Genomic DNA, 25143 nt, shown 5'->3' on the forward strand with positions numbered 1-25143 from the left:
CTCCGGCATTTGTTGGAATACATTAATCAGGCTTATTATGCACTATCTGCGCAGGATCTTAACGGTATACTTTTCTTCAGGCGTAGTCACCCTTAGATAGTAAATGCCCGATTGCCTGCCTAGTTTCACAGCCCGGCGCTCATTGTCGACTGCATTTCCAATGATCTGCTGACCAAAGACCTGTCCTCTGCTGTTGGCAAGATCAAGCTGTACCCTTTTGCCGGCTGCGCCCCTGATCTCCACGATCACCTCGTCATTTGTGCTGGGGTTACCCAGCACAACGGCCGACAATGAAGCAAATGCCGATTCGCGCTCTACAATACCCTGACGTGCATTGGCATTGCAATTGGCCCGGAAGTCGTACTCGATAGTCACCTCCGACATTGGATCGCCGACGTAGCGCGCTTTGGCGATGATGACGCTGGTACGTTTCGGGTCTTTCAGGATTTCAGGATCTACAATGCGTTTGGCATTGGTACTCCATTCGCCGTCGGTAACACCGATCGCGAAATACTCAACGGGTTTTGAATCGTCGCCGCCTGTCAAAGTGAAAGAGAAGTTTCCGAAAAAGCAGTCGAAATTGGTGATGGCAAATGCCAAGGCACCTGTATTAACCGGTTCTTCGCCTTCGAAGCTCTCCCCCCGGAATCCAGGCCATGGATTTTGCAGATAAGGATATACCTTTTTGAATGTAGTGTCATTCTTAGTAACACCTGCATTGAAGCCCAGCACTTTCCCCAGCTGAGGCGTAACCGGACTTTCTCCCGCTTTGAAATCGTCATACCACAATCCGATCGCAGCGAGTACAACACCGCCTACTGCCTGTAGCTCGATGGTCGTCACATCATCTTCTAACCGGCGTCCATTGGGGAAGCCGTCCATATTCGGGATCCATTGAAGATCCTTATTGCTAGCATATGCCGGATCGGTTAGGCCCAGTACTGCTGCCTGCACCAAACCCAGCGAGCTAAACTTTGGATCGTCCCTTGGTGTAGCCGGCACAGCCATGTTCAACCGCAGCCAGTCGCCTAATGTCGGAAGGAAATTGTTGATAAAAGGCTTACCGGCAGCCAGCGGGTTTCCGTTTTTGCCTGTCGCCAACTGATAAGGAGGCAAGTTGGGAACACCGGTATAGAATATGGGTAAAATATCCACCGCCCTCGGGCTTGTAGCATCCGGCAACAATATGCTTCCGAATGCTGATTCTGCCAAGGCAGTACCATCCAATGCAGCGGTTCCTTTCAGGCCGTAAAGACCAGCCTTACCATTTCCAAAATCGAACGCTCCCAGCGATTTTCTCTGAATGCGCAAATCCGCCAGTCCTGGTACTGCTTTGCCAAACTGGTCGTCGTCCATGTACAATGCCAATTCAGGATTGGTAAAATATTGGGCAAACTGAAGGTCATTGGCTGGCGAAGTCGCATTCCATTTGTCTTTCATGCCTATCGGTATGATCGCTTCGTTGGTCAAAGGCATTCCGAGGCGGGATACCTGTACCCAATCGCCGTCGTAACCAATGTCGGTTCCACCATTCAAAGTCGTGATCTTCCTTCGGCTGGCCGAAGCATACACGCCTATAACATAATCAGGATCCAATATGCTGGTGGCCTGAGCTACGGATTTGTTTTCTTTTTGAATATTGGAAACCGGTACTTCTATAACAATGGAATGGCAATTGAATTTGGAAAGACCATCCCTGGCTCCGGATTTACGAACATTTCCAAGATCGAAAATACCGCCCAGGTCCACAAAGAAAGGATCGTCAACCGGTCCGCAGAATACCCTTTCGCCAGTCCGGGCGAGTGTAACCGCATCTTTCACGAGATCATTGTAATCACCCTTGCCCAAGCCGACGGTCTTATCATTGATAGAACGGGGCCCGATGTGCGGCGGCGGAACGATACCATTAGTAATAACGGTTTCGAATGTTTTTCCTCCGTTATCACTGCGCTCGCAGGTATAAGTGGTTTTAAGGTTTTCCTTTCCAAGCCGGATCAGGAAAAAAGTGGACGGATCCTCGTTCATTTTCTTGAACGTAAACCGATAAATGATATCGGCCCCAGGCGTATTTGCATTATTATCTATATGGATCTCGTAGCGGATATTTTCGCCGAAAGAATACCAGTTGGGACCGCCGGCAGGGTGCTCGAACGGAATGTAGGTTGCAATAATAACAATGTTTTCTTTATCCGTCGTGCTCTTGAACGCATAAACGTCGGTATTATCAGCCAACGGGTCTGTTGAGATTAGCGGAGCTTCGCGGTGCGAAGACGCAAAAGATTGATCGGGCAGAGTACAAATCAGAGCCAGTAACCCAATCAGGCATAAAAAGTTTTTCATAATACACTATTGTTATAAAGTGATTGAGATCAGAACCTGGCCTTTTCAGGATAATCGAATCCTCTCCACGGGTTGGCGAGGTATGGGAATGTTCCTTTCAATGCCGCGTCATTTTTAGTGGGCCCGGAAGTGAAAGTCAGCACCTTCACCAACTGGGGTGAAACAGGTGCTACCGCAGTGGCATCGTCATAGAAAAGACCTACTGCCGCAAGCACAACACCTGAAACTGCCTGCAATTCAATGGTCGTAACATCGTCTTCTAGCCGACGTCCATTAGGGAAACCATCCATATTAGGAATCCATTGCAGATCAGTGTTTTTGTTGTAAGCCGGATCCGTAATGCCCAAAACAGCAGCCTGCACCAATCCCAGTGAACTGAATTTCGGATCGTCGCGAGGAGTTGACGGTACCGCCATATTCAGGCGCAGCATATCTCCGAGTGTTGGTAAGAAATTGTGAATAAATGGCTTACCTTTTGCCAGCGGATTATTATTCTTACCAGTCGCCAATTGATATGGGATCAGATTGGGAACACCTGTGTAAAATATCGGCAGAAGATCAACCGCACGGGGGCTGGCACCATCCGGCAAAAGCACACCTCCGAAAGCGGCTTCCGCAAGTGCAGTTCCATCCAGTGCAGCGGCACCTTTCAAACCATACAGACCCGCCTTTCCATTTCGAAAATCGAACGCACCCAATGATTTGGACTGGATCCGCAATGCACTCAGTGAAGGCACAGCGCTTCCGAACTGGGAATCGTCCATATAAAGTGCCAGTTCGGGATTGGTGAAATATTTGGCAAACTGCAGATCGCCTCCTCCATATGGGCTTGTTGCATTCCACTGGTCCTTCATGCCGATCGGAATCACCGCTTCATTGGTCAACGGCATTCCCAACCTCGAAACCTGTACATATTTTCCATCGTAGCCGATGTCGCCGCTAGTGTATAGCGTTTTGATCATCTGGCGGCTGGCAGAGGCCCATACTCCGATTACAAAATCGGGATCCAGGATATTGGAAGCTTGTGCAATATTCTTACCATCTTTTTGTAACATGCTCACAGGCACTTTAATCGCAATAGTGTGTACATTGAAACTGCTGAGGCCGTCTTTGGGCGCATTTGTGGTGTTGCCTTCGGGGCGGAAGTTGCCTACGTCGAAAGCACCGGCCAGGTCCACAAAGAAAGGATCATCAACCGGGCCGCAGAATACTTTTTCGCCGGTAGTTGAAGTTGCTATTGCATTCTCTACCAATGAATTGTAGTTTGTTTCCAGACCAACCGTCTTTCCCTCTATCGACCGCGGGCCGATGTTGTTTGGCGGGACAGTTCCTGATGCAATAATGGTAGTGAAGCTGTTGCCGCCATCCGTACTTTTTTCACACTTGTAACTCGTTTTCAAGTTTTGTTTTCCCAGGCGGATGTTAAAAAATGTCGTTGGATCTTCGTTCTGACTCGTAAAGGTGAAACGATATGTAATGTCATCGCCCGTGGTGGTCGTCTTGTTCTTGATATGAATCTCATAACGCACGTTGGGTCCGAAATTGAAATAATTCGGACCTCCTTCCGGCGATTCGAATGGGATGTAATTCGCAATGATCGTGATGGTATTGGGATCATCGGGGCTTTTAAACGCGTACAAATCCGTGTTGTCGGCCAACGGATCATTGGAAATCAACGGCGCCTCCCGGTGACTGGAGGCATAACTGCCAAAGGAGCAGGGCAGCATGACGAGGCTCAGGTAGCAATACCGGAGCCAGCGCAGGTTCAAGATAGAAACTTGCATGTGGTAGATGTGTTTGAAATAGTGAAAGAGAAAGCGAAAGCAGTTAGAAAAAAAGATCGTACTGTCTTGAATCGTTGTATTTGTGCCAAATACAAAACATCGTAGCGTCGCACCGTCATTCAAGAAGAAAATATCCAAGTATTTCCCTTCAAGTTCTCATATTAATTTATTGCGACAGATATACGTCGGTAGGATGAAACCAGATCGTATCTCAGAAAATTAATTTTGATGTTGTTGAAGTTTAAAAATATATAATTTTTTAGAAAAATAATTATATTTAATTCAACCACTTAGCGACGGGCTATGAAACAAGACTGGCTCCGGGAACTGGCGCCGATAGAAAAGTGAAAGTCACCGTTAAAAAAGTGGCTTACCTACTCATTTTATAGAATAATCTCTATAAAAATCACAACTGGTTGTGTTAGAAGATATTTTCAGTTTATTTTTATGCCTTTCTTGTCACGAATGGTTACTAATAATCCGTCATGGGTATTTCGTTGATGTAATTAGTTCGTATATTATCATGCATTTACTTACATGAGCGCACACTGGCTTCAAATAGTCGTAAATCCTAACTCAGACCGTGCTCAACATCCAAGTTGTGCAATAATTTAAAAAATGAATATTCTAATAGTTGAGGACGATTTTATCATTGCAAAACACTTACAATTCCTGCTCAATGGCTTTGGCTACGAAGCCCACGATATTGCTACGGACTATCCTTCGGCCATAGAGCTGTTGGCCAATAAAGTTTTTCACCTTGCTGTACTGGACATTAACCTCAATGGTTACCAAACAGGGATAGACCTGGCGGACCATATCCGCGAAAATCTGGGTATCCCTTTTCTCTTTTTGTCGGCTCATGATGATATTGCCGTAGTTAATGCCGCTTTACAATCGGCTCCCCACGCATTTTTGCAAAAACCATTTCAGAAAATCACGGTGTATACGGCTGTTAAACTGGCCCTGAAAAATTATCGTCTCGCGGCGCTGGCGGGAGAAACTGATGCACCCGAGAAAGAAGACAGTACGGTGATCAAGGATGCGTTGTTTATTAAAGAGAAACATATGTTCACCAAGATCATGCTGGCGGATATTCTTTACATCCGAAGTGACGACAATTATCTTGAATTACATACCATCAAAAAGAAATACACAATCAGGGAGACGCTGAAAAACATGATCCAGCAACTACCCGTTAACTTCTTCTTCAGGGTACACAAATCCTTCATTATCAACCTGAATGCAATTACAGCGATTGACTATGTCCATGTGATGATCAATGACATAGAGATCCCAATTACCAATGACAACCGGAACGAGCTCCTCAGCCGTGTCAAAACTTTTTCCTGAGAAATTCTCTCCCTTCGCATTTTTGCTGTCACCCCGGTAGACCCCGATCTTCACCCCCGGAAAGTTGGATTTCACCCCATTCATTTGCATGGACCAGAGGGTCGAATTAATTTAACACCACGTTACACTCCTCCTCTATTATTGACAGCCAAACTCATGGCCTGGGTTTCATAAAAAAAATTTTGGGCTGAGGCATCCATTTGATATAAAAATTCGTACTTGGTATTGTATGGGCATTTGCAGAAAATTTGGCATTATGCACACATTATTAGAGTGTACAAACCTAAACTAAATCAGTTTTATCAGTATTAAATTAAATATCGTTGAGAATAATTAAACATCCCTGGGAAGTTATTCCAGGGATGTTTCGTTTTCGGTGGATTCGGTTCAGATAACCTGTCGACAAGGAAGTATCAGGGATAAAGCAAGTATTTCTTCCTGGACTTTTTAAAATCCGATAACCCCGGCTCCCAACTTTTTCTGATCTCCTCTTCCGAAGCACCTGCTATGATTTGATTCTTCAGGTTTTCGGTACCTACGAGCTTATCGAAGTTCCCCATTTGCTTACTTTGGGTCATGTCAAAAAAACGTTCCTTCTCAGGATATGCCTTGAACATCTCTATCAGCCATCCCAAATTAAGTTTTGCTGTTTTTCGGATGTGTCTGATGTCATATTTTCTCAAATCGAGCCCATAACATTCTGTATCCATGTGTAAAGGCGTTTCGCTCATCCCTTTTATACTTTTGGGGGTAAAAGAGAAATCGTATTTCCCTTGCAGCTTGGGCGCACCGAGCACAGTGAAAGGCATATAGGTACCTCGTCCCTGGCTAATGATGGTTCCCTCGAACATGCAGATATGCGGATAAAGCATCACCGCCTGCTGCGTGTTCAGATTGGGTGATGGCATAACGGGCAGGGTGTAGGAAAGGTCATGAGAGTAGTTGGCTATCTTAATGATTTTAAGCTTGCATTGCATTTTATTCGGCAGCCAGCCTTCACCATTGATCATCTGCGCAAATTCGGCGATTGTAAGCCCATGGGCAATGGGAATACGGTACATGCCTATCCCGGAATGCAGATGGTCTTCCAGTACAGGTCCGTCGACCAAAAAGCCATTGGGGTTAGGCCTGTCGAGAATGAGCATTTCCTTATCGCTTTCAGCGCACGACTCCATCACATGCCCAAGTGTATTGATGTAAGTATAAAACCTGGCGCCAACATCCTGAATGTCGAAAAGGATCAGGTCCAGACCAGCCATTTGTTCCTTGGTGGGGCGTTTCAATTTTCCGTAAAGTGAAATGGCCGGGATCCCGGTTTTGGGATCAACGCTGTCGCTTACTTTATCACCATTACTTGCAGTCCCACGGAAACCGTGCTCAGGTCCAAAGATCGTTACGATATTTACGCCAAGCGCTACCAGGCTGTCCACAATCGGGGTGGTGCCAATGATCGAGGTTTGGTTCACCACGATACCAATTTTCTTGCCTTTTAAATAATTGATATACTCCGAGACCTGGTCTGCTCCTGTGACGGGCTTGGGTACCGAAATCCTATTGATCGAATCATTTCCTGCTATTACCGGGCTTTTTTGGGAGGAAGATTTGACGCAGTTTGAAAGCAAACAAACAGCAATGATCAGGCAAACGGTGTTGCGGAGTAGTTTCATATGGTTTAGTATGTTTAGGCTAAAATAAGGGTTTAAAGCCACGGAAACACGAAAAAGCACTAATATTCGTGTCCATTGGTGTATTTGTGACACAAAAAATCAGAAAAGCTTCATCTGCCCCCCACGCATAAACTGCGAAGTATCCAACTGAGGCCATTCGAGGTCTTTGAAATATTTCCGGCAAGCCATATCGTGAAGCTGGCGAATGTGTTCTGCAAAATGACCCTCGCCTACCATTCTCAACCCAAAGCGCGAATCGTTAACCTGCCCGCCGTGGCATTCCTTGATCTGGTTCAAAACTTTCGCTGCACGGTCCGGGAAATGATGGCTGATCCATTCGTCGAAAAGAACGGATATTGCCCCGTTGAGCCTGACGACCGTATAATGGGCCCAAAGTGCCCCATGCTCGGCTGCGGCTTGTACAAGAGCAGGAATTTCATGATCATTCAATCCCGGGATGATCGGTGCCGTCATCACACCAGTAGGAACTCCGGCTTCAGTAAGTGCCTTCACGACCTGCAAGCGGCGCTTTCCGGTTACAGTCCTGGGCTCCAATGCAGCACGCAGGTCTTCGTTTAATGAGGTGATAGATACCGCCCCATGCACCAGGTTAAGTTTGGCCAGTTTTTCGAGTACGTCTAAATCACGAAGTACCAGGGCATTTTTAGTCAAAACACTAACCGGATTGCGGTATTTCAGACAGATCTCGAGGAGTTGGCGGGTTAATCTGTATTTCTTCTCGCCAGGCTGATAACAATCTGTATTTCCGGAGAAATGGATAACCGAAGGCTCCCACTTTTTGGAGTTGAATAGTTTTTCCAGCAACTGCGGTGCATTCTTTTTGACCATGATCTTCGTTTCAAAATCAAGGCCCGCTGAAAAACCCCAATACTCATGGGAGTTACGCGCGTAACAGTAAATGCAGCCATGCTCGCATCCGCGGTACGGATTGATTGAGTGAAAATTCGGCAGGTCAGGGCTGTCTGAAACGCTCAGGAGTGTTTTGGATTGCTCTTCAATAAATTGGGTCTTGGGATTAACCTCTGGCTCCTCCCATTGCTGCCAGTCTTCCGAAGTATACTCTAGTTCATGCTTCGTAAATTTGTTATGGGGATTGATGGCGGCGCCACGTCCCCTTGCCCTGTTGTCCATTGATTTTCCATTTTTCTGTTGATGAAGACTTATTTGCTTGTCACCGCCGAACGGAACATCCGCCCAGCGGTGACAAGGAGTTTTATTTGATATACCGGAAATCTTCGTTGCCTTTCAGGGAAAGCAACACGTCATACATAAGCTGGATGACATTCTTCACATCTTCCTTATGCACCATCTCGACGGTGGTATGCATATATTTAAGCGGCAGGGAAATCAATGCCGATGCAATACCTTCTGTTGAATAAGCAAACGAATCCGTGTCTGTACCGGTGGAACGACTTACTGCCTGCCGTTGGAAAGGAATTTTTTTCTCCTCCGCAACCCGGATCAGCATATCCCTCACATTGTTTTGTACTGCGGGCCCGTAGCAGATAACCGGCCCGTTACCGCTTCGCAGGTCGCCCTGTTCTTTCTTATTGTACATAGGAGATTGCGTATCGTGGGTAACGTCCGTACAGATCGCCAGATCTGGTTTCAACCGGCGCGAAATCATTTCGGCACCACGCAATCCTATTTCTTCCTGTACCGCATTTACGACATATAATGTGAATGGCAGACTCACATTGTTTTCGTGCAGCATACGAGCTACTTCCGCGATCATGTACCCGCCCATCCGGTTGTCCAGGGCGCGTCCGAGGTAATATTTTTCATTCAGCTCGTCCAGGCCGTCGGCGAATGTGGCTACAGTCCCAACGTGGATACCCATTTCGGAAACTTCCTCTTTCTTCGAAGCACCCACATCAATAAACAGCTCATGAACTTTGGGAACCTGGTCTTTGGCGACATCACGAACATGGATAGCGGGCCAGCCGAAGACGCCTTTGACAACTCCCTTTGCGGTATGCAGGTTTACCCGCATAGAAGGAGCAATAGCCGCATCCGAGCCTCCGTTCCTGCGAACGTGGATATAACCGTCATCCGAAATGTAGTTTACAAACCAGGATATCTCATCCGAATGCGCTTCGATCACTACCTTGTAATCCTGACCAGGCCCGATCACCCCTACTACGGTGCCATAAGTGTCGACAATATGCTCTTCGATATAAGGCTTGATGTAGTCCAGCCATATTTGCTGTCCGGCGGATTCAAATCCTGTCGGAGAAGCGTTGTTTAAGTACTTGTAAAGAAACTCTTTGCTCTGATCTGACATACTGATTGTTTAATTGACTCTAAAAAGTTGCACTGAAATAAATGCTCAAAAATGGAATTATCTTTTTAAATACTTCCAAAACGCCCAAAAGCCACGACGTCCAAGGTATTCCAGATTGTCTTGATTTTGATAGGCTTCCCTTTCAAAAGAAATATGAAGATATGCTAAATAATGTTTCCGGTATTGGACAAATCGGATTAAATATTCGATGAAATACCAGATATAAAAGACGACAATACCCATCTCTAACTGCTGCCTGAGATGGATTTGTTCATGGTTGATCACGAACGGGCCGGCCGATTTGCGCCTCAGAAAAATGAAAGGGAAAAGCGCGATACCTTCCACCCAAAGAAATGATATGCTGAATATGAATCCTTTGAATTTCATCTGGTCCTTCCCGATCGGTCGCTGGCTATGGAACTTTTAATTCTATGTTAAAATAAAAATGTTGGATTGCGAAATGAAAATCATCCCGCAATCCAACATGAATCTCTGGCAAGCAGAGCCTATTCCAGGAACCTGCTGATATCCAGCACTTCGAATTCCATCATTCCTGCTGGAACCTTGATCTCTGTTGTTTCTCCTACTTTTTTTCCCAATAAACCTTTACCGATCGGCGAGCCTACCGAGATTTTACCGGTTTTCAAATCCGCCTCTTCCTCCGACACCAATGTATAGGTGACTTCCATTCCATTTTTACGGTTTTTGATCTTTACTTTGGACAGAACTGAAACCTGGGAATTGTCGATCGAAGACTCGTCAATAACGCGGGCTGTAGAGAGTATCTCTTCGAGTTTAGCGATTTTCATTTCGTGCATTCCTTGTGCATCTTTCGCCGCATCATATTCTGCATTTTCACTCAAATCCCCTTTATCCCGCGCTTCGGCAATCTGACGTGCAATTTCCGTGCGGCCTTTGGTTTTCATATCATTCAGCTCATTCTTCAGCTTATTTAATCCTTCTTCCGTATAGTATGAAATCTTAGCCATAACCTCATTTAGTTTATAAATCCTTTAAATTTTGAAATTCCAGATAAAAAAAAAGAACGGCTCTAAGACCGCTCTACAAGAGTAAGACTACTCGTAGTAGAAGGCTAGAAGACCTTGTCTTTTCGGTTGCTATGTGACTTTATATGCACCATAATTTTCTTTTAAGAACGACAAAAATAACAATATTTGTGAATGGTTACACCATTTTTATCCAAAAGCGGCAGGTAGTATGTCAAAACCTTTGAGAATCATTTTTATGGGTACACCCGAATTTGCTGTCCCAAGTTTGCAAAGTCTGGTAGAAAACAATTCTAATGTAGTAGCCGTCATTACCGTACCTGACAAGCCCTCCGGGCGGGGGCAGAAACAGACAGCCTCTCCCGTCAAAATATATGCAGAATCAGTGGGAATCCCCGTTTTACAGCCCGAAAAGTTGAAAAATCCTTCGTTTCTGGAAGTGTTAAAATCATATGAAGCGGATTTACAGGTGGTGGTTGCTTTCAGGATGCTGCCAGAGGTGGTATGGAGTATGCCAGGGAAAGGTACATTCAATTTACACAGTTCATTACTACCCCAGTACCGCGGTGCCGCGCCTATTAACTGGGCAGTTATCAACGGGGAAACCGAAACCGGGGTAACCACCTTTTTTATTGAAAAAGATATTGATACCGGGAAAATCATTTTCCAGGAAAAAGAACCGATCTATCCCGACGATGATGCCGGCTCTTTATACGAAAGACTCATGCAGAGAGGCGCAGGGCTGGTTGTGAAAACCGTGAAAGCAATTGAGGAAGGGAACTACCCTCAAGAGCCGCAGCAGGAGCCGGATGAATTGAAGTCCGCGCCAAAGATTTTTCGGGAAACTTGCGAAATTGAATGGGATAAGCCTGCTGAACAGATCCATAACTTTGTCCGGGGGCTGTCCCCCTATCCGGCGGCCTGGACGACTTTAAACAAACTTTCCTGCAAAATTTTCAAAACAAGCCGGGTCGAATCTGATGCGACAGCCAGTCCGGGAGAATTCAAAACAGATGGCAGGAGCTATCTCCATTTTAAAACATCGGACGGCTGGCTTTCCATTGATGCGTTACAACTGGAAGGTAAAAAGCGAATGAATACAGGCGATTTTTTAAGAGGTTATAAATTGTAATCATATAGGGTTACCAGCATGGCAATGTTCATATCTATCATAGTAGCGGTGTCGCAAAATGGAGCCATTGGAAAGAACAATCAACTTTTATGGAGGTTGCCCGACGATCTGAAACGCTTTAAACAGCTAACCCTGAACCATTCTATGATCATGGGAAGGAAGACCTTCGAGTCGATCGGCAAGCCTCTTCCAGGCCGGACGTCCATTGTGATTACCCGAAATCCTGGATTCTCCGTGGAGGGTGTGATTGTTGCGCATTCTCTGGAAGAAGCGTTGCGTGCAGCCAGGGAAACGGGTACTGAAGAGGCGTTTGTCATTGGCGGGGGAGAAATTTACAAACAAGCACTGCCACTTTCAGACCGGCTTTATATCACGAAAGTGGAAACCGCCATCGACGGGGATACCTATTTTCAGATCGAAGATCCCGATTTGTGGATTGAAACGGAACGTTCTGTTCATGAAGCAGATGAGAAGCACAAGTTCAAATTTGAATTTGTAAATTACGCTAAAAAGAAAGATTTATGAGTACTTTTGTCACCCCGTAACCCTCAGTGACCTTAACATAAGAATGCAAGTATCAGTTGAAACCCTTACCATTGAATTAAGTACCCTTGCATTTGATAAACGCCCGGTATACATTACTGGCAATTTCTGCAAATGGCTGCCCGATTTGGAAGAATACCGGATGACAATGGTCAGCCCGGGGAATTATATATTCCAGTTTCCAGAGGATATGGCCTTGCCAGTGCCATTGGAATACAAATATACCCGCGGCGGCTGGGACCAGGTGGAGCTGGACCGTTTCGGCAAGCCTTACGGCAACCGGGTTGCCCTAAAATCAGAGGGTGTGATTAAAGATGTTGTCGCCCGCTGGCAAATTGACGCTTCTGCCAAAACGGACTTTTCGCCGATTGTCGAGCTCATTTCTGAGGCTTTCGAAATTCCGCAATTTCATAAAGTACGGCGTATCCAGGTGCTTTTGCCTCACGACTATTACGAAAGGCCGGATCTCAGTTTTCCTGTTCTGTACATGACCGACGCCCAGAATCTGTTTGGCGAGGGCTCGGAATACGGCAATTGGAATATAGATAAAAGCCTGACCAAATTGGGGAAAGACAACAAATCCGGAGTCATCGTAGTCGCAATTGACCATGGTGGTGAGGACCGTATCCTGGAATTTTCTCCTTACAACAACCCAAAGCTTGGAAAAGGACAGGGTGAGTTGTTCCTGAGGTTTATTACACAAACGCTGAAACCCCATATCGACGCCAAATACAGGACCAAGCCGGAAAGGCTAAATACAGGAATTGGCGGGAGCTCCGTAGGGGGACTGCTAAGCTTGTACGCCGCATTGATGTTCCCCCAGGTTTTTGGCAGGCTTATGATCTTCTCACCTTCGCTCTGGATTTCTCAACGTGTATATTTCGACGTTATCCATTTCTTCGAGCCCTTCGAAACACGGATTTACTTATACGCAGGAGGCAAAGAAGGCGCCAATATGCTCCCTAACTTTAAAAAACTCCAAGAAACCCTTGAAACACAAGCATTTGGATATAACCGGGTCCAAATCAAATCCTCGATCGACCCGAAAGGCCAGCACGAAGAAAAGCAATGGGCCAAAGAGTTCCCTATTGCGTTGAGGTGGCTGTTTTTTGAATAGCAGGGATTGAAAAAATGAAAATTTCTTGAAGCTGATAAAAGCAGAAACTTATGGAAAAAGTTTTTGCTGAATTCGATAACAACCTTGCCAATGCCTGAGAGGCGGCTGCAGAAAAAGAAACGAGCGCCAATACCTTCATAAGCGCCCGGCTTAGCAGAAATTCCGTGCGTTTGAAGGCTTTTGATAAGGCTGTTTCTTCGGTATCATTGCCCTGTCCGAATCGGTACGCAAAGAGTACACCGAAGTGTTGTACAGCAAAACCCGGACAGATATTTAAATGAAAAGTTGGCAGGTAGGGGCTAAGATCGTCCGTCTTTTTTCATGACAAACATGTTCCCTTACCCGCCGACCTTTTAAAGAATATACTGGCTCAAATCCCGATTTTTGACCAGATGCGCCAGTTTTTCAATCACCATTTCTGCTGTCACGACCAAGTGTGAATCCGGGCCGATTACGTCCGGAATATCGAACATGAAATCGTTCAATAACAAACTCATGACGGTCTGCAAGCGGCGGGCTCCTATGTTTTCGACCTCGCTATTTACTTCGAAAGCAATTTTTGCAATCTCCTTGATCGCTCCGTCTTCAAACTCAAGTTCAACCCCTTCCGCAGCCATCATGGCCTCGTACTGCTTGGTCAATGCATTTTTAGGCGCTTTCAGAATTTGATAAAAGTCGCTTTCCGTAAGACTGTTCAGTTCCACCCGGATTGGAAAACGCCCCTGTAATTCGGGGATAAGGTCCGACGGCTTCGAAACGTGGAACGCACCTGCGGCCACGAAAAGAATATGGTCGGTATTAATAACCCCGTGCTTGGTATTGACGGCACTGCCTTCTACGATCGGAAGTAAATCCCTCTGCACACCTTCACGGCTGACATCCGGTCCGCCGCCTCCGCCCGACCGGCTGGACGCAACTTTATCAATCTCGTCGATAAATATGATCCCCAGGTTTTCCGCTTTTTTGATTGCCTCCATTTTCACCTCATCCATATCAATCAGCTTGGAAGCTTCCTCGTCAAGCAGGATTCTCCGGGCTTCTTCCACGGTAACTTTTCTTTTCTTGCCACGTCTCGGCATCATATTCCCAATCATCTCCTGGATATTCATCATGGAAACGTCGTCCACCGACCCTCCGATCATACCCACGCTGGGCGCCTGATTTTGCTGGACTTCAATTTCGATTTTACGGTTATCCAGTTCACCATTTCTGATTTTTTCACGGAAACGTTCCCTGGTCCTCTGGTTCAGTTCGCCGTCGTCCTCGGGCATTGCGTCGGATCCATTGTCCGTTTTTACTTTTAATCCGCTGCCGTGTACAGGCGGAATCAATGCATCCAGGATAATGTCCTCAACAGCCTGCTCGGCTTTCAGCTTCACCTCTTCTTTTTTCTGTGTACGGACCAACCCTACCGCCTGTTCCACCAGGTCGCGTACCATGCTTTCGACGTCGCGTCCAACGTAACCGACTTCGGTAAACTTCGACGCTTCCACTTTCACAAAAGGCGCGTCGGCTATCTTAGCCAGACGTCTGGCGATCTCCGTTTTACCTACGCCGGTTGCGCCTATCATTAATATATTATTGGGAATAATTTCTTTTTGAATGTCAGCCGGACTATTCATTCGCCTCCACCTGTTCCTTAAGGCAATAGCAACATTACGTTTTGCGTCATTTTGTCCGATGATGTACTGATCAAGTTCGAAAACAATTTGGCGGGGGGTCAGGCGATCTAAGTGTTCGGTCATATGATTTATGTCAATAGGTAACTTACAGTAAAATTTATATGAGTGGGTAACTGGAAATTAAAATGCCATTTTAAGCCAGTAAAGAACTATGCCGGTACAAAATGTCAGGTTGGTAACGCCGTTGTAAAACTTTTAACGGTTTGGTTTTTGTTATCTGGCCTTGCATTACATTTGTTCTCTTGTCACAATGTATTATCCTATTTAAGATTTGTTCCTAACAATGAAAAAAAGCCTTTACTGCCTTTTAGTTCTGCTCATACAATCTCCGTTGCTTTTTGGACAGGCCCAGGGTCAGTCTAACCTGGTAGATCTCGTGAATCCTCTGATGGGAACACAATCTAAGTTCAGCCTTTCTGCCGGAAACACTTATCCCGCCATTGCCATGCCTTGGGGAATGAATTTCTGGATGCCTCAAACAGGCAAAATGGGTGACGGATGGAGTTATATGTACGACGCAGAAAAAATCCGGGGTTTTAAGCAGACACACCAGCCCAGTCCCTGGATCAACGATTACGGACAGTTCTCGATCCTGCCCATCACCGGTAAATTGAAGATAGACGAAGAAAGCAGGGCCAGTTGGTTCTCGCATAAAGCTGAAACCGCGAAACCACATTATTATAAGGTATACCTGGCCGACTATGACGTTACCACCGAAATTACCCCAACCGAACGTGCGGCTCAATTCCGCTTCACATTCCCGCAAGCCGACAGCTCATTTGTACTAGTCGATGCTTTCGACCGCGGGTCTTACGTAAAAGTCATTCCTTCCGAACGCAAGATTATTGGCTATACTACCAAAAACAGCGGCGGCGTTCCTTCTAATTTCAAAAACTACTTTGTCCTTGTTTTCGACAAAGCCTTTACCTTTTCTTCTGCTTTCCATGGTAAGACACTCGCCAAAGATACCCTGGAGCTGAAAGCTTCCCATGCAGGTGCAGTGGTTGGTTTCAAGACCAAAAAAGGCGAGCAGGTAGGGCTAAAAGTTGCTTCTTCATTCATCAGCCCCGAACAAGCTGAGCTGAACCTGCAACGTGAACTAGGTACGGACACGTTTGATGCTACCAAAGAAAAAGGTCAAAAGGCCTGGAACCATGAGCTTTCCCGGATTCAGATAGAAGGCGACAACATTGATCAGATCCGCACTTTCTATTCCTGCCTTTATCGCGTACTGCTTTTCCCAAGGAAGTTTTATGAAATGGATAAGGCCAATAAAATTGTTCATTACAGTCCTTACAATGGCGAAGTGAAGCCAGGGTATATGTTTACCGACAATGGGTTCTGGGACACTTTCCGTGCCGTTTTCCCATTCTTCACCCTGATGTACCCTACGCTCAATGCACATATCATGGAAGGTCTTGCCAATGCCTACGACGAAAGTGGATACCTGCCGGAATGGGCCAGCCCTGGCCACCGCGATTGTATGATTGGTTCGAACTCCGCTTCTCTGATTGCAGATTCATATGTAAAAGGAATCAGGGGCTATGATATCAACAAACTTTACGAAGCGGTGATCAAAAACACCGAAAATGCCGGACCGGTAAGTTCAGTAGGCCGTTTCGGGCATGAATATTATAATGACCTGGGTTATGTACCGTATGACGTGAAAGTCAATGAAAATGCGGCCCGGACCTTGGAGTACGCTTATGCCGATTTTTGCATTTCCCAGTTGGGTAAAGAGCTCAAAAAGCCGCAGAAAGAAATTGACCTGTATCTAAAAAGAAGCCAGAACTATAAGAATGTCTTTGACCCGGAAACCAAATGGATGCGCGGCAAAAATAAGGACGGGCAATTCCAGAAACCATTCAATCCGTTCAAATGGGGCGACGCGTTCACAGAAGGTAACAGCATCCACTATACCTGGTCGGTGTTCCAGGATGTAAAAGGACTGATTGGCCTGATGGGTGGCCGGGAAGCTTTTGTTCAGAAGCTGGATACCGTGTTCACATTACCCCCGATCTTTGACGACAGCTACTATGGTTTCCCGATTCACGAAATACGCGAGATGCAAATCATGAACATGGGCAACTACGCGCACGGGAACCAGCCCATTCAGCATATGATTTACCTCTACAATTACGCCGGTGCCCCTGATAAAGCACAATACTGGGCGAGACAGGTGATGCACAGACTCTATCAGCCAACTCCCGACGGCTATTGCGGCGATGAAGACAACGGACAGACTTCCGCCTGGTATGTATTTTCTTCGCTTGGGTTTTACCCTGTTACCCCCGGCACCACCCAATATGTAATCGGTTCTCCATTGTTCAAAAAAGCGACTTTAACGCTTGAAAATGGCAAGAAATTCACGATCCAGGCCCCAGGAAGCAGTGATGCCAATTTGTACATCCAGGGAGCAACGCTCAATGGAAAGGCATACTCGAAGACCTATTTGGAACATGGTGATATCCAGAAAGGTGGCTCCGTACAATTCACCCTGGGGAACAAACCTTCCAAAACCTGGGGTGTCAAGCCCGAAGAGGCTCCTTTTTCGTTGACTAAATAGCTGTTAGGAAATTGAGAAGTCGAAAACAAGATTAGATTGATTGGAAATTGATAAAAAAGGCCGGCAGCAAAAAGCCTAAAGCCATTAGCAAACACTGAAAATGAAATACCGCAAAATAGGAAACTCAGACCTTGAACTATCCGTCATCACTTTTGGCGCCTGGGCAGCAGGTGGCTGGATGTGGGGAGGTACCGAAAGAAGCGAAGCCGTTAAGGCGATCCGTGAATCGTTCCACGCAGGTGTTACTTCCATTGACACCGCACCCGTTTATGGACAAGGATTAAGTGAGGAAATCGTCGGGGAAGCGATCAAAGACCTGCCACGCGGCCAAGTGCAGATCCTGACCAAGTACGGAATGCGCTGGGACCTGGCCAAAGGTGATTTTGCAATGCACAGCAAAAACAACGACGGACAGGAAATCGACATTTACAAATACGCCGCCAAAGACTCCATTATCAAAGAATGCGAAGACAGTCTGGCCCGCCTTGGGACTGATTACATTGACCTTTATCAGATTCACTGGCACGACAAAACGACACCGATTGAAGAAACGATGGAGGCCGTAGCCATGCTGATCAAACAAGGGAAAGTACGTTATGCCGGAGTGTGTAATTACGACGCCGATTTAATGCGCGAGGCTGCTAAGTACATTGATCTGGTATCCGACCAGGTTCCTTACAGTATGGTAAAGCGCGATATCGAAGCCGAACTGGTTCCTTACTGCATCGAAAACAACAAATCAATCCTTGCATACAGCCCAATGGAACGCGGACTGCTGACTGGCAAAATGAAACCAGGTTATCAGTTCAGTGCCGACGATCACCGGACTTCATTGTATTTCTTCAAAGATGAAAACCTTGCCAGGGTAGATCATTTTCTAGACCAGATCAAACCGCTCGCCGACCAGAAAAACGCGACCATTGGCCAATTGGTTTTGAAATGGACGATAGAACAACCCGGAATAACGATTGCCCTCGCCGGTGCCAGGGATGCAGAACAAGCATTACAAAATGCCGCAGCCGCCAACCTGGAGCTAAGCCAGGCTGAAATCGATTCGGTCACAGAACACTTGGATCAATTGGAACTAGTGAAATAATTTAGCATTCTAACACTTTACAAATCAAGCTTTATTCACCTTTATGAATCAAAACATTCCTTTACTCAAAAAGTACCTCCCTGTTGCATTGGGAGGCTTGTTGCTGACTGCGTCGATCGGATTGATGAGCAACAGCAATATCAGGCCGGAAGCATTTTCCGAGGCCAACCTGAAAGTAGATACGGTTGCGACCGGGCTAACCATGCCCTGGGCATCGGCTCTGCTGCCCAATGGCGACATGCTGGTGACCGAACGCGGCGGAAAGCTTCGTTTGGTTAAGAACGGAAAATTGGATCCGCAGGAAATTTCGGGTATACCACCCGTGTATTACAAAGGACAAGGTGGCTTGCTGGATATTAACCTGCATCCTGACTATAAAAATAACGGCTGGATCTATATCAGTTACTCGTCACCGAAAGCACCGGGCGAAGAAGGCGATGATGACGGGGCGAACACAGGGTTGATGCGCGCCAAGCTGAAAGATCATGCTTTGGTTGAAATTCAACAGTTATTTAAAGCCCTTCCCAATGTAAAGGCCAATGTGCACTTTGGCGGACGCATTGTCTTTGATAAAAAAGGATATGTTTTCCTTTCTCTTGGAGAGCGGGGGCAAAAAGAAAATTCTCAAAATCTGGGCCGCGACCAGGGCAAAGTGGTGAGATTGCATGAAGACGGAAAAATCCCTACCGACAACCCATTTGTAAAAACAGAAGGCGCCCGACCCGAGATCTGGACTTACGGTCACCGCAATCCCCAGGGACTGGTGATCAACCCTGCCACAGGCGTAATCTGGGAACATGAGCACGGCCCGCAAGGAGGTGATGAGTTAAATATCATTGAAAAAGGAAAAAATTACGGCTGGCCCCTGATCACCTTTGGGATTGATTATGACAACAGTATTATTTCAAAAGACACTGCGCGTGCAGGAATGGAGCAGCCGGTGGTTTACTGGAAACCTTCCATTGCGCCATGCGGAATTACATTTCTTTCCAATGATAAATACAAGGATTGGAAAGGCGATCTTCTGGTAGGTTCATTGAAATTCATGTATATACAGCACCTGACCGTAAAAGGAAACAAAATAACCAAGCGTGAAATCATTTTCGACAAACTAGGGCGTGTCCGCGATGTGCGCATGGCCTGGGATGGAAATGTGTATGTTGTTCTGGAGAATTCAGGCAAAGTGGTCCGCATCAGCCCAAAGAGCTAAATGACAGGAAGCTCCCGTTCGCGTCGCCGTTTCGCAGGCCTCATGCGGTTTTTTGCAAACCAATAAATTAATAGAATGAAATCTCTAACAGCCCTAATTGCAGCACTCATCTTTTGCTCAGCCATTTTTCCAAAACAGGAGGACGATCTTGCCAAAAGCATTGAAAGGGGAAAAATGGTTTACTCCGAAAACTGCATTACCTGTCATATGGGTACCGGCGAAGGCGTAACCGCTACTTTTCCGCCTTTGGCAAAAGCCGATTATCTGAAAACCACGGAAAATGCGATCAAGGCCGTAAAATTTGGTTTAATTGGTAAGATCAAAGTGAATGGTGTTGATTACGATAATATGATGCCCAATCCCGGTTTAGGAAATGATGAAATTGCCGACGTGATCAATTATATCAGCAATTCGTGGGGTAACTCTTCTGAAAAGAAGATCGTCACGGCAAAAATGGTAGAAGAAGTTAAAGATAAAAAATAGCATCACCTCTCCTTTCAAAGCCGCCTGGTCAAAAGATCGGGCGGCTTTTTTGTTTCGTAGGGCTTATTCTGAGATATGGGCAGGCTCTTCGATATCATTATTATTTTAAATAAATCTAAATAAAAACTTGTATACAAAACACGGCGCGGCGATATTTGCTCGTCGAATAACTATTTAGACCAATTTCAAATAAAATGACAAAAATTTATATTTTCATCCTATTTCTGCTGTCGATAACGGTTGGCCTGGCACAAAACGGGAGGATCACAGGACAAATCTTAAGCTCGGACGGCCAGCCAGCAGAGCAGGTATCGATTGGTATCAAAGGAAGTTCCAAAGGGGCGGTGTCAGATACCCAGGGAAAGTTCGTCATTGAACGTGTAAAGGCAGGAACCCATACTCTCCTCGTAAGCTTTGTCGGCGCGGAGATACAAGAGAAAGCTGTAGATGTGATCGCAGGTGAAACCACAAACGTTTCGGTGACCTTGTCGGAGAGCACCAATCAGTTGCAGGAAGTGATTGTAAAAGGAGGAAACCTTTATAAGAGCGACCAGCTTTCTTCCAGCTTGAAACTGATGACCCCTATTCTGGAAACACCTCAAAATGTGCAGGTTGTGACATCAAAAGTGCTTAGCGATCAGCAGGTGATCAGCATGAGCGACGGGCTGATACGCAATGTAAGCGGTGCCACACGCCTCGAACACTGGGGTGATATGTATGCAAATATCAGCATGCGCGGTTCACAAATCCAGGCATTCAGGAACGGTTTCAATGTAGTAAACTCCTATTGGGGACCGTTGACAGAGGATATGAGTTTTGTAGACCATATCGAGTTTGTGAAAGGCCCCGCCGGTTTTATGCTCGCCAATGGTGATCCGAGCGGACTTTATAATGTAGTTACCAAAAAGCCGACCGGCGAAACAAAAGGCGAAGCTTCGTTCACAATGGGCAGCTTTGATTTTTACCGCACAGCCCTTGATCTCGACGGGAAACTGACCAAAGACGGCAAGTTCCTCTACCGCCTGAACCTGGCCGGACAGAACAAAGGATCTTTCCGCCCATTTGAATACAACAACCGGTACAGCGTGGCACCTGTGATCACTTATCAGATCGATGAAAAGACAAAACTAACAGCTGAATACACGCTGCAATACGCCAAAATGTCGGATGTGGGCTCATTTTATGTATTTTCACCAGACGGTTATGCCACATTGCCCAGGGACTTCACGTCCATGCCCCCGGGACTTTCTCCTACCAAGATCAAAGACAACAGTCTTTTCCTGAACTTGCAACACCAGCTTAATAAAGACTGGAAACTGACTGCACAGCTAGCCTATCTGAATTACAAGATGGCGGGAAGCAGCATGTGGCCCTGGTTAATTAATGCCGACGGGACCATGCAGCGTGGCGTGGGCTTATGGGACGCGAAGAGTGAGATGACGCTCGGTCAGGTATTTGTAAATGGCAAGGTCACTACCGGAGGCGTGGTTCACCGGCTGCTGGGAGGTATCGATGTAGGAACTAAGGAATACTACGCCGACTGGTCGCAGTCGCACGCGCTTGATACATTGGGTGGCCTTTTTAATCCCAAAAACCCTTTCTACGGAACGCCTAATAATGGCTACCCCGTTTTTGACCGCTCACTGAACCTCGAAGCCCGAGCTGTTGCAGCCGGAGGTTTGATGGACCAGAGATATACAGGTCTTTACCTGCAGGACGAACTCGGATTTTTGGATAACAAGATCAGGTTAACGATCGCCGGACGCTTCACGCATTTAAGTCAGGCACAATGGGGCGCAGCAGCCGACAAGGCAGACCATTTCACACCTCGTCTCGGGCTCAGCATTTCCATTGATAAAAACACATCCGTCTACGCTTTGTACGACCAGGCATTCCTGCCTCAATCGGGCCGCCTGAGCAGTGGCAAAAAAGTACAGCCTGTTACCGGTAACAATACCGAATTTGGGTTCAAAAGAGATTGGGCAGAGGGCCGGTGGAATACTACACTTGCATTTTACCGCATTCTTAAAAACAACGAGCTTACAGGTGACCCAAGCCGCCCCAACTCCGGCTTTAGTGTGGAATTAGGCCAGAAAAGGGCACAGGGAATCGAGTTCGATGTGCGCGGCACCATTTTGCCGGGGCTGAATCTGACGGCAAATTATGCTTATACGAAATCCGAAGTGACTAAAGTGACCGAGGGTGTGATTGTGGCGAAAGTAGGCGACCCGGTTCCTGGATTTGCGAAACATACTGCCAACGGATGGCTTAGCTATAAAATCCAGAATGGCGCGCTAAAAGGCGCAGGAATTTCAGGAGGATTTACCTATCTGGGCGACCGAGCGACCTCAACGTGGAGCGACACAGACGACACTTACAACCTGCCTGATTATTTCAAGCTGGACGGAGGTTTGTTCTGGGAAAAAGATAAAATCCGTCTGACGCTGAATGTGTTCAATGTTCTGGACAAATACCTGTATAGTGGTGGAACCTACGGTTTTAGTACCGCTGACAGAGATCCTATTACTTCCTATTACTGGCAGGCAGAAGCACCAAGAAATTACAGACTGAGCATTGCATATAAATTCTAGGAGGCGCATATCGCAGAGATCCCGGCTTAAAAAACCGGGATTTTTTGTTTACACAGCATGAGCCATCATAATTTTGGCGCCTTTGATAAATTTCTCAGAAAGGGCATTGTAAGTATCGTGTATAGAATCATGGGGATCAAATTCCTGACCAACCGTTGTAAATGATTCGAGCTCCGAGAAATGCTTGACCAATCCCAAAGCTTTCAAACCCATCATCGCCGCACCTACTGCACCCGTTTCAACAGTCTCGTTGAGCCTGACTTTCTTGCCAAAAATATCAGACAGCATTTGAACCCACACCGGACTTCTCGCAAATCCGCCATTTGCGTAAATCGTGTCAATATTCTGCATCTCCATCAGTATTTTTCCAATGCTATATAGGTTGAGCAAAATACCTTCCATGACTGACCGGGCAAAGTGCGGACGTGTGTGACGAATGTCAAGTCCTGAAAATCCTCCGCGCACCGTAGAGCTCCATAGAGGGGCACGCTCTCCGAGCAGGTAAGGATAAAACAACAGTCCATCTGATCCTGGCTCTATTTTAGAAGCCTGTTTGAAAACATCATCGTATGCTTCGTTTGGAAAAAAGGCATTGATAAGCCATTCAAAAATAACGGCCCCGTTATTGGATGGACCGCCCACAATGTATGTACTCTCGTCCAGCAAATAGCAGAATGTCTGCATGAACGGATCTGAATAAGCTTTGTCGGAACAAATCCGTACTGCTGCGCTGGTGCCTATTGTAACCGCCATGGAGCCTGTACGGATTGCACCGCTGCCGAGGTTAGCCAGACAACCGTCGCTGGCGCCCATAATCAGAGCAGTCCCTTCGCTCAACCCGGCAGGGTTTCCCGCTGGTAACTTTTCGATATGATAGGGAGATACCGCTTCGGATAACTTTCCGACTTTCAGGCCAAGCTTAGTGAGTGTGTAAGTATCCCATTTCAGCTCCCTGATATTGAACATGCCTGTTGCAGACGCAATGGAATAATCCACAAGGAATTTTCCCGTCAGGCGGTAGATCACATACTCTTTGATCCCGACGAAACGGTCGGCCTTCTGATAAATATCCTGCTGGTTTTCTTTAAGCCATAATAGCTTGCAAACCGGCGTCATAGCGTGAATAGGCGTACCGTTGTTGTTATAAATTTTCTTACCTACCCTGGAAGCGCGTAATTTAATAGCAATGTCAGAGCTCCTATTGTCGGCCCAGATGATGAGGCTTGTGAGATGTTTCCCGTTTTGATCCAGTGCCAGAACACCATGCATGGCAGCACTAAAACTGACTCCGAGCAGCTTGTCTTTATCTTTTACAAATTCGGCAACCTTGATCAGCGTCGTACAAGCTGCCTGAAATATTTCCTCAGGATCCTGTTCACTCCAATCAGGCTGAGGATGTTGCATTTCATAACCCTCACTATGCGATGTCAGGATTTCTCCTGAAACTGAATCGAAGGCAACGGACTTGACATTTGTTGTGCCGATATCACAGCCAATTATATAAGGCATTGGAAACAGTTTTAGTAGCAGCGAAATATACCGACCAGATCAGCCGGACCGCAGAATTTTACTAAAACAAATGTATGGATTTTGCCAGAACGAACAAGTGACGTTACAATGCAGTCGCCACTCTTGAAGTCTTGGTAGATATCACAAATGATTGGCTGAAAGTTTGATCGCCGTCTGTCAATTCAAACGTGTATCTGCCGTCCATCATAGGAGAAAGATCGAAGTACTTATGGTACTTTTTGTAAACCAGCTTTTTTTCCACAAAAATCGTATTCTGCTGCTCATCCCGTATCCTGACCAGCAGTCGGTCCGTTTTCGGGTATTTGTAGCTGATTTCAAATTGCATCGGCTTCACCTCCATGACATAAAAGTCCGCGAAATAATCACTATGATCAGGTTTCTCGACGGTTTGTGCATTTGCACCAGCGATGGAAATAAAAAGTAGAAAAAGAATAGTGGATAACATTTTCATGATGTTGAATTTAGGATATACAAATAGGAATGTTCGATACGCACCTCTAAAAAATTATATTCTGCATTTCGAGTAAATAAAAATAGATTAACTCGAAAGTAATGTCAATATCAAAATATAGTACTGACTAAAAGATATTTAAATAATAATTCCAAATCTTCGAATGGTGACACGATTATATTTAACACCATGCACATTGTTCCAAAAGTACAATTTGTGTTTTTCCAGGACAGAATTGGGAATAAAAGCACAGGTGACACCTGATGGTACGCACGTTCCCATTGAA

19 protein-coding genes are annotated in these 25143 nt (G+C 46.1%); 9 read left to right on the plus strand and 10 right to left on the minus strand.

All coding sequences use genetic code 11. From position 1 onward, the window contains the following. Nucleotides 1-42: 42 nt before the first annotated feature. Nucleotides 43-2340: a DUF4331 family protein gene (locus AC1XUF_RS23505; protein ID WP_483344295.1), complete on the minus strand. Its 2298-nt coding sequence runs from the start codon at nucleotides 2338-2340 to the stop codon at nucleotides 43-45. Between the two features lie 29 nt (nucleotides 2341-2369). Beyond that, the gene (locus tag AC1XUF_RS23510) at nucleotides 2370-4067 is read right to left on the minus strand and encodes a DUF4331 domain-containing protein (protein WP_483344398.1); all 1698 of its coding nucleotides are present in this window, start codon (nucleotides 4065-4067) and stop codon (nucleotides 2370-2372) included. 675 nt (nucleotides 4068-4742) lie between these two features. Here AC1XUF_RS23510 and AC1XUF_RS23515 point away from each other — a divergent pair. After that, nucleotides 4743-5477 carry a LytR/AlgR family response regulator transcription factor gene (locus AC1XUF_RS23515; RefSeq protein WP_483344296.1) on the plus strand — a complete coding sequence of 245 codons (735 nt, stop codon included), beginning with the start codon at nucleotides 4743-4745 and terminating at the stop codon, nucleotides 5475-5477. A gap of 413 nt (nucleotides 5478-5890) precedes the next feature. On the opposite strand, the gene AC1XUF_RS23520 is transcribed toward AC1XUF_RS23515, so the two are convergent. The 5 genes from AC1XUF_RS23520 to greA all read right to left on the minus strand — a co-directional run bounded on the left by AC1XUF_RS23520 (nucleotide 5891) and on the right by greA (nucleotide 10438). Beyond that, the gene (locus AC1XUF_RS23520) at nucleotides 5891-7144 is read right to left on the minus strand and encodes an exo-beta-N-acetylmuramidase NamZ family protein (RefSeq protein WP_483344297.1); all 1254 of its coding nucleotides are present in this window, start codon (nucleotides 7142-7144) and stop codon (nucleotides 5891-5893) included. Between the two features lie 99 nt (nucleotides 7145-7243). Beyond that, a complete protein-coding gene (locus tag AC1XUF_RS23525) occupies nucleotides 7244-8296 on the minus strand; it encodes a PA0069 family radical SAM protein (protein WP_483344298.1) in 1053 nt (350 codons plus the stop codon). Nucleotides 8297-8378: 82 nt separating this feature from the next. Beyond that, nucleotides 8379-9449 carry a M42 family metallopeptidase gene (locus tag AC1XUF_RS23530; RefSeq protein WP_483344299.1) on the minus strand — a complete coding sequence of 357 codons (1071 nt, stop codon included), beginning with the start codon at nucleotides 9447-9449 and terminating at the stop codon, nucleotides 8379-8381. A gap of 57 nt (nucleotides 9450-9506) precedes the next feature. Next, entirely contained in the window at nucleotides 9507-9836 is a 330-nt protein-coding gene (locus AC1XUF_RS23535; RefSeq protein WP_483344300.1) for a hypothetical protein, read from the minus strand. 119 nt (nucleotides 9837-9955) lie between these two features. Beyond that, complete coding sequence (greA, locus tag AC1XUF_RS23540) at nucleotides 9956-10438, minus strand: transcription elongation factor GreA (RefSeq protein ID WP_483344301.1); 483 nt, start codon at nucleotides 10436-10438, stop codon at nucleotides 9956-9958. A 229-nt stretch (nucleotides 10439-10667) separates the two neighbouring features. On the opposite strand from greA, the gene fmt reads away from it, so the two are divergent. From fmt to AC1XUF_RS23555, 3 genes are read left to right on the plus strand one after another with little or no spacing between them, the layout of a single operon-like run. Continuing rightward, nucleotides 10668-11588: a methionyl-tRNA formyltransferase gene (fmt, locus tag AC1XUF_RS23545; protein WP_483344302.1), complete on the plus strand. Its 921-nt coding sequence runs from the start codon at nucleotides 10668-10670 to the stop codon at nucleotides 11586-11588. Nucleotides 11589-11612: 24 nt separating this feature from the next. Next, nucleotides 11613-12113, plus strand: a complete 501-nt coding sequence (locus tag AC1XUF_RS23550; RefSeq protein WP_483344303.1) for a dihydrofolate reductase — start codon at nucleotides 11613-11615, stop codon at nucleotides 12111-12113. 43 nt (nucleotides 12114-12156) lie between these two features. Then, entirely contained in the window at nucleotides 12157-13248 is a 1092-nt protein-coding gene (locus tag AC1XUF_RS23555; RefSeq protein ID WP_483344304.1) for an alpha/beta hydrolase, read from the plus strand. 353 nt (nucleotides 13249-13601) lie between these two features. On the opposite strand, the gene hslU is transcribed toward AC1XUF_RS23555, so the two are convergent. Further along, nucleotides 13602-14993, minus strand: a complete 1392-nt coding sequence (gene hslU, locus AC1XUF_RS23560) for an ATP-dependent protease ATPase subunit HslU (protein WP_483344305.1) — start codon at nucleotides 14991-14993, stop codon at nucleotides 13602-13604. A gap of 220 nt (nucleotides 14994-15213) precedes the next feature. Between hslU and AC1XUF_RS23565 the strand changes: the two genes are divergently transcribed. The 5 genes from AC1XUF_RS23565 (at nucleotide 15214) to AC1XUF_RS23585 (ending at nucleotide 22876) form a co-directional block, all read left to right on the plus strand. Then, entirely contained in the window at nucleotides 15214-17496 is a 2283-nt protein-coding gene (locus AC1XUF_RS23565) for a GH92 family glycosyl hydrolase (RefSeq protein ID WP_483344306.1), read from the plus strand. Nucleotides 17497-17596: 100 nt separating this feature from the next. Beyond that, entirely contained in the window at nucleotides 17597-18592 is a 996-nt protein-coding gene (locus tag AC1XUF_RS23570) for an aldo/keto reductase (RefSeq protein ID WP_483344307.1), read from the plus strand. A gap of 43 nt (nucleotides 18593-18635) precedes the next feature. After that, entirely contained in the window at nucleotides 18636-19802 is a 1167-nt protein-coding gene (locus AC1XUF_RS23575; RefSeq protein ID WP_483344308.1) for a PQQ-dependent sugar dehydrogenase, read from the plus strand. A gap of 75 nt (nucleotides 19803-19877) precedes the next feature. Further along, nucleotides 19878-20285, plus strand: a complete 408-nt coding sequence (locus AC1XUF_RS23580; protein WP_483344309.1) for a c-type cytochrome — start codon at nucleotides 19878-19880, stop codon at nucleotides 20283-20285. A gap of 194 nt (nucleotides 20286-20479) precedes the next feature. After that, the gene (locus AC1XUF_RS23585; RefSeq protein WP_483344310.1) at nucleotides 20480-22876 is read left to right on the plus strand and encodes a TonB-dependent siderophore receptor; all 2397 of its coding nucleotides are present in this window, start codon (nucleotides 20480-20482) and stop codon (nucleotides 22874-22876) included. Nucleotides 22877-22924: 48 nt separating this feature from the next. On the opposite strand, the gene AC1XUF_RS23590 is transcribed toward AC1XUF_RS23585, so the two are convergent. Beyond that, nucleotides 22925-24385, minus strand: a complete 1461-nt coding sequence (locus tag AC1XUF_RS23590; RefSeq protein WP_483344311.1) for a gluconokinase — start codon at nucleotides 24383-24385, stop codon at nucleotides 22925-22927. 103 nt (nucleotides 24386-24488) lie between these two features. Continuing rightward, on the minus strand, nucleotides 24489-24857 hold the full coding sequence (locus AC1XUF_RS23595) for a hypothetical protein (protein ID WP_483344312.1): 369 nt from the start codon (nucleotides 24855-24857) through the stop codon (nucleotides 24489-24491). Nucleotides 24858-25143: the final 286 nt, after the last annotated feature.

The organism is Dyadobacter sp. HNCC25DJ185 (assembly GCF_056895195.1).

Coding starts and splice junctions, on each gene's coding strand:
- AC1XUF_RS23580 (WP_483344309.1), top strand. CDS start 19,878: ATGAAATCTCTAACAGCCCTAATTGCAGCACTCATCTTTTGCTCAGCC.
- AC1XUF_RS23590 (WP_483344311.1), bottom strand. CDS start 24,385: ATGCCTTATATAATTGGCTGTGATATCGGCACAACAAATGTCAAGTCC.
- AC1XUF_RS23525 (WP_483344298.1), bottom strand. CDS start 8,296: ATGGACAACAGGGCAAGGGGACGTGGCGCCGCCATCAATCCCCATAAC.
- fmt (WP_483344302.1), top strand. CDS start 10,668: ATGTCAAAACCTTTGAGAATCATTTTTATGGGTACACCCGAATTTGCT.
- AC1XUF_RS23555 (WP_483344304.1), top strand. CDS start 12,157: ATGCAAGTATCAGTTGAAACCCTTACCATTGAATTAAGTACCCTTGCA.
- hslU (WP_483344305.1), bottom strand. CDS start 14,993: ATGACCGAACACTTAGATCGCCTGACCCCCCGCCAAATTGTTTTCGAA.
- AC1XUF_RS23585 (WP_483344310.1), top strand. CDS start 20,480: ATGACAAAAATTTATATTTTCATCCTATTTCTGCTGTCGATAACGGTT.
- AC1XUF_RS23595 (WP_483344312.1), bottom strand. CDS start 24,857: ATGAAAATGTTATCCACTATTCTTTTTCTACTTTTTATTTCCATCGCT.
- AC1XUF_RS23530 (WP_483344299.1), bottom strand. CDS start 9,449: ATGTCAGATCAGAGCAAAGAGTTTCTTTACAAGTACTTAAACAACGCT.
- AC1XUF_RS23520 (WP_483344297.1), bottom strand. CDS start 7,144: ATGAAACTACTCCGCAACACCGTTTGCCTGATCATTGCTGTTTGTTTG.
- AC1XUF_RS23550 (WP_483344303.1), top strand. CDS start 11,613: ATGTTCATATCTATCATAGTAGCGGTGTCGCAAAATGGAGCCATTGGA.
- AC1XUF_RS23505 (WP_483344295.1), bottom strand. CDS start 2,340: ATGAAAAACTTTTTATGCCTGATTGGGTTACTGGCTCTGATTTGTACT.
- AC1XUF_RS23535 (WP_483344300.1), bottom strand. CDS start 9,836: ATGAAATTCAAAGGATTCATATTCAGCATATCATTTCTTTGGGTGGAA.
- AC1XUF_RS23565 (WP_483344306.1), top strand. CDS start 15,214: ATGAAAAAAAGCCTTTACTGCCTTTTAGTTCTGCTCATACAATCTCCG.
- AC1XUF_RS23510 (WP_483344398.1), bottom strand. CDS start 4,067: ATGCTGCCCTGCTCCTTTGGCAGTTATGCCTCCAGTCACCGGGAGGCG.
- greA (WP_483344301.1), bottom strand. CDS start 10,438: ATGGCTAAGATTTCATACTATACGGAAGAAGGATTAAATAAGCTGAAG.
- AC1XUF_RS23570 (WP_483344307.1), top strand. CDS start 17,597: ATGAAATACCGCAAAATAGGAAACTCAGACCTTGAACTATCCGTCATC.
- AC1XUF_RS23515 (WP_483344296.1), top strand. CDS start 4,743: ATGAATATTCTAATAGTTGAGGACGATTTTATCATTGCAAAACACTTA.
- AC1XUF_RS23575 (WP_483344308.1), top strand. CDS start 18,636: ATGAATCAAAACATTCCTTTACTCAAAAAGTACCTCCCTGTTGCATTG.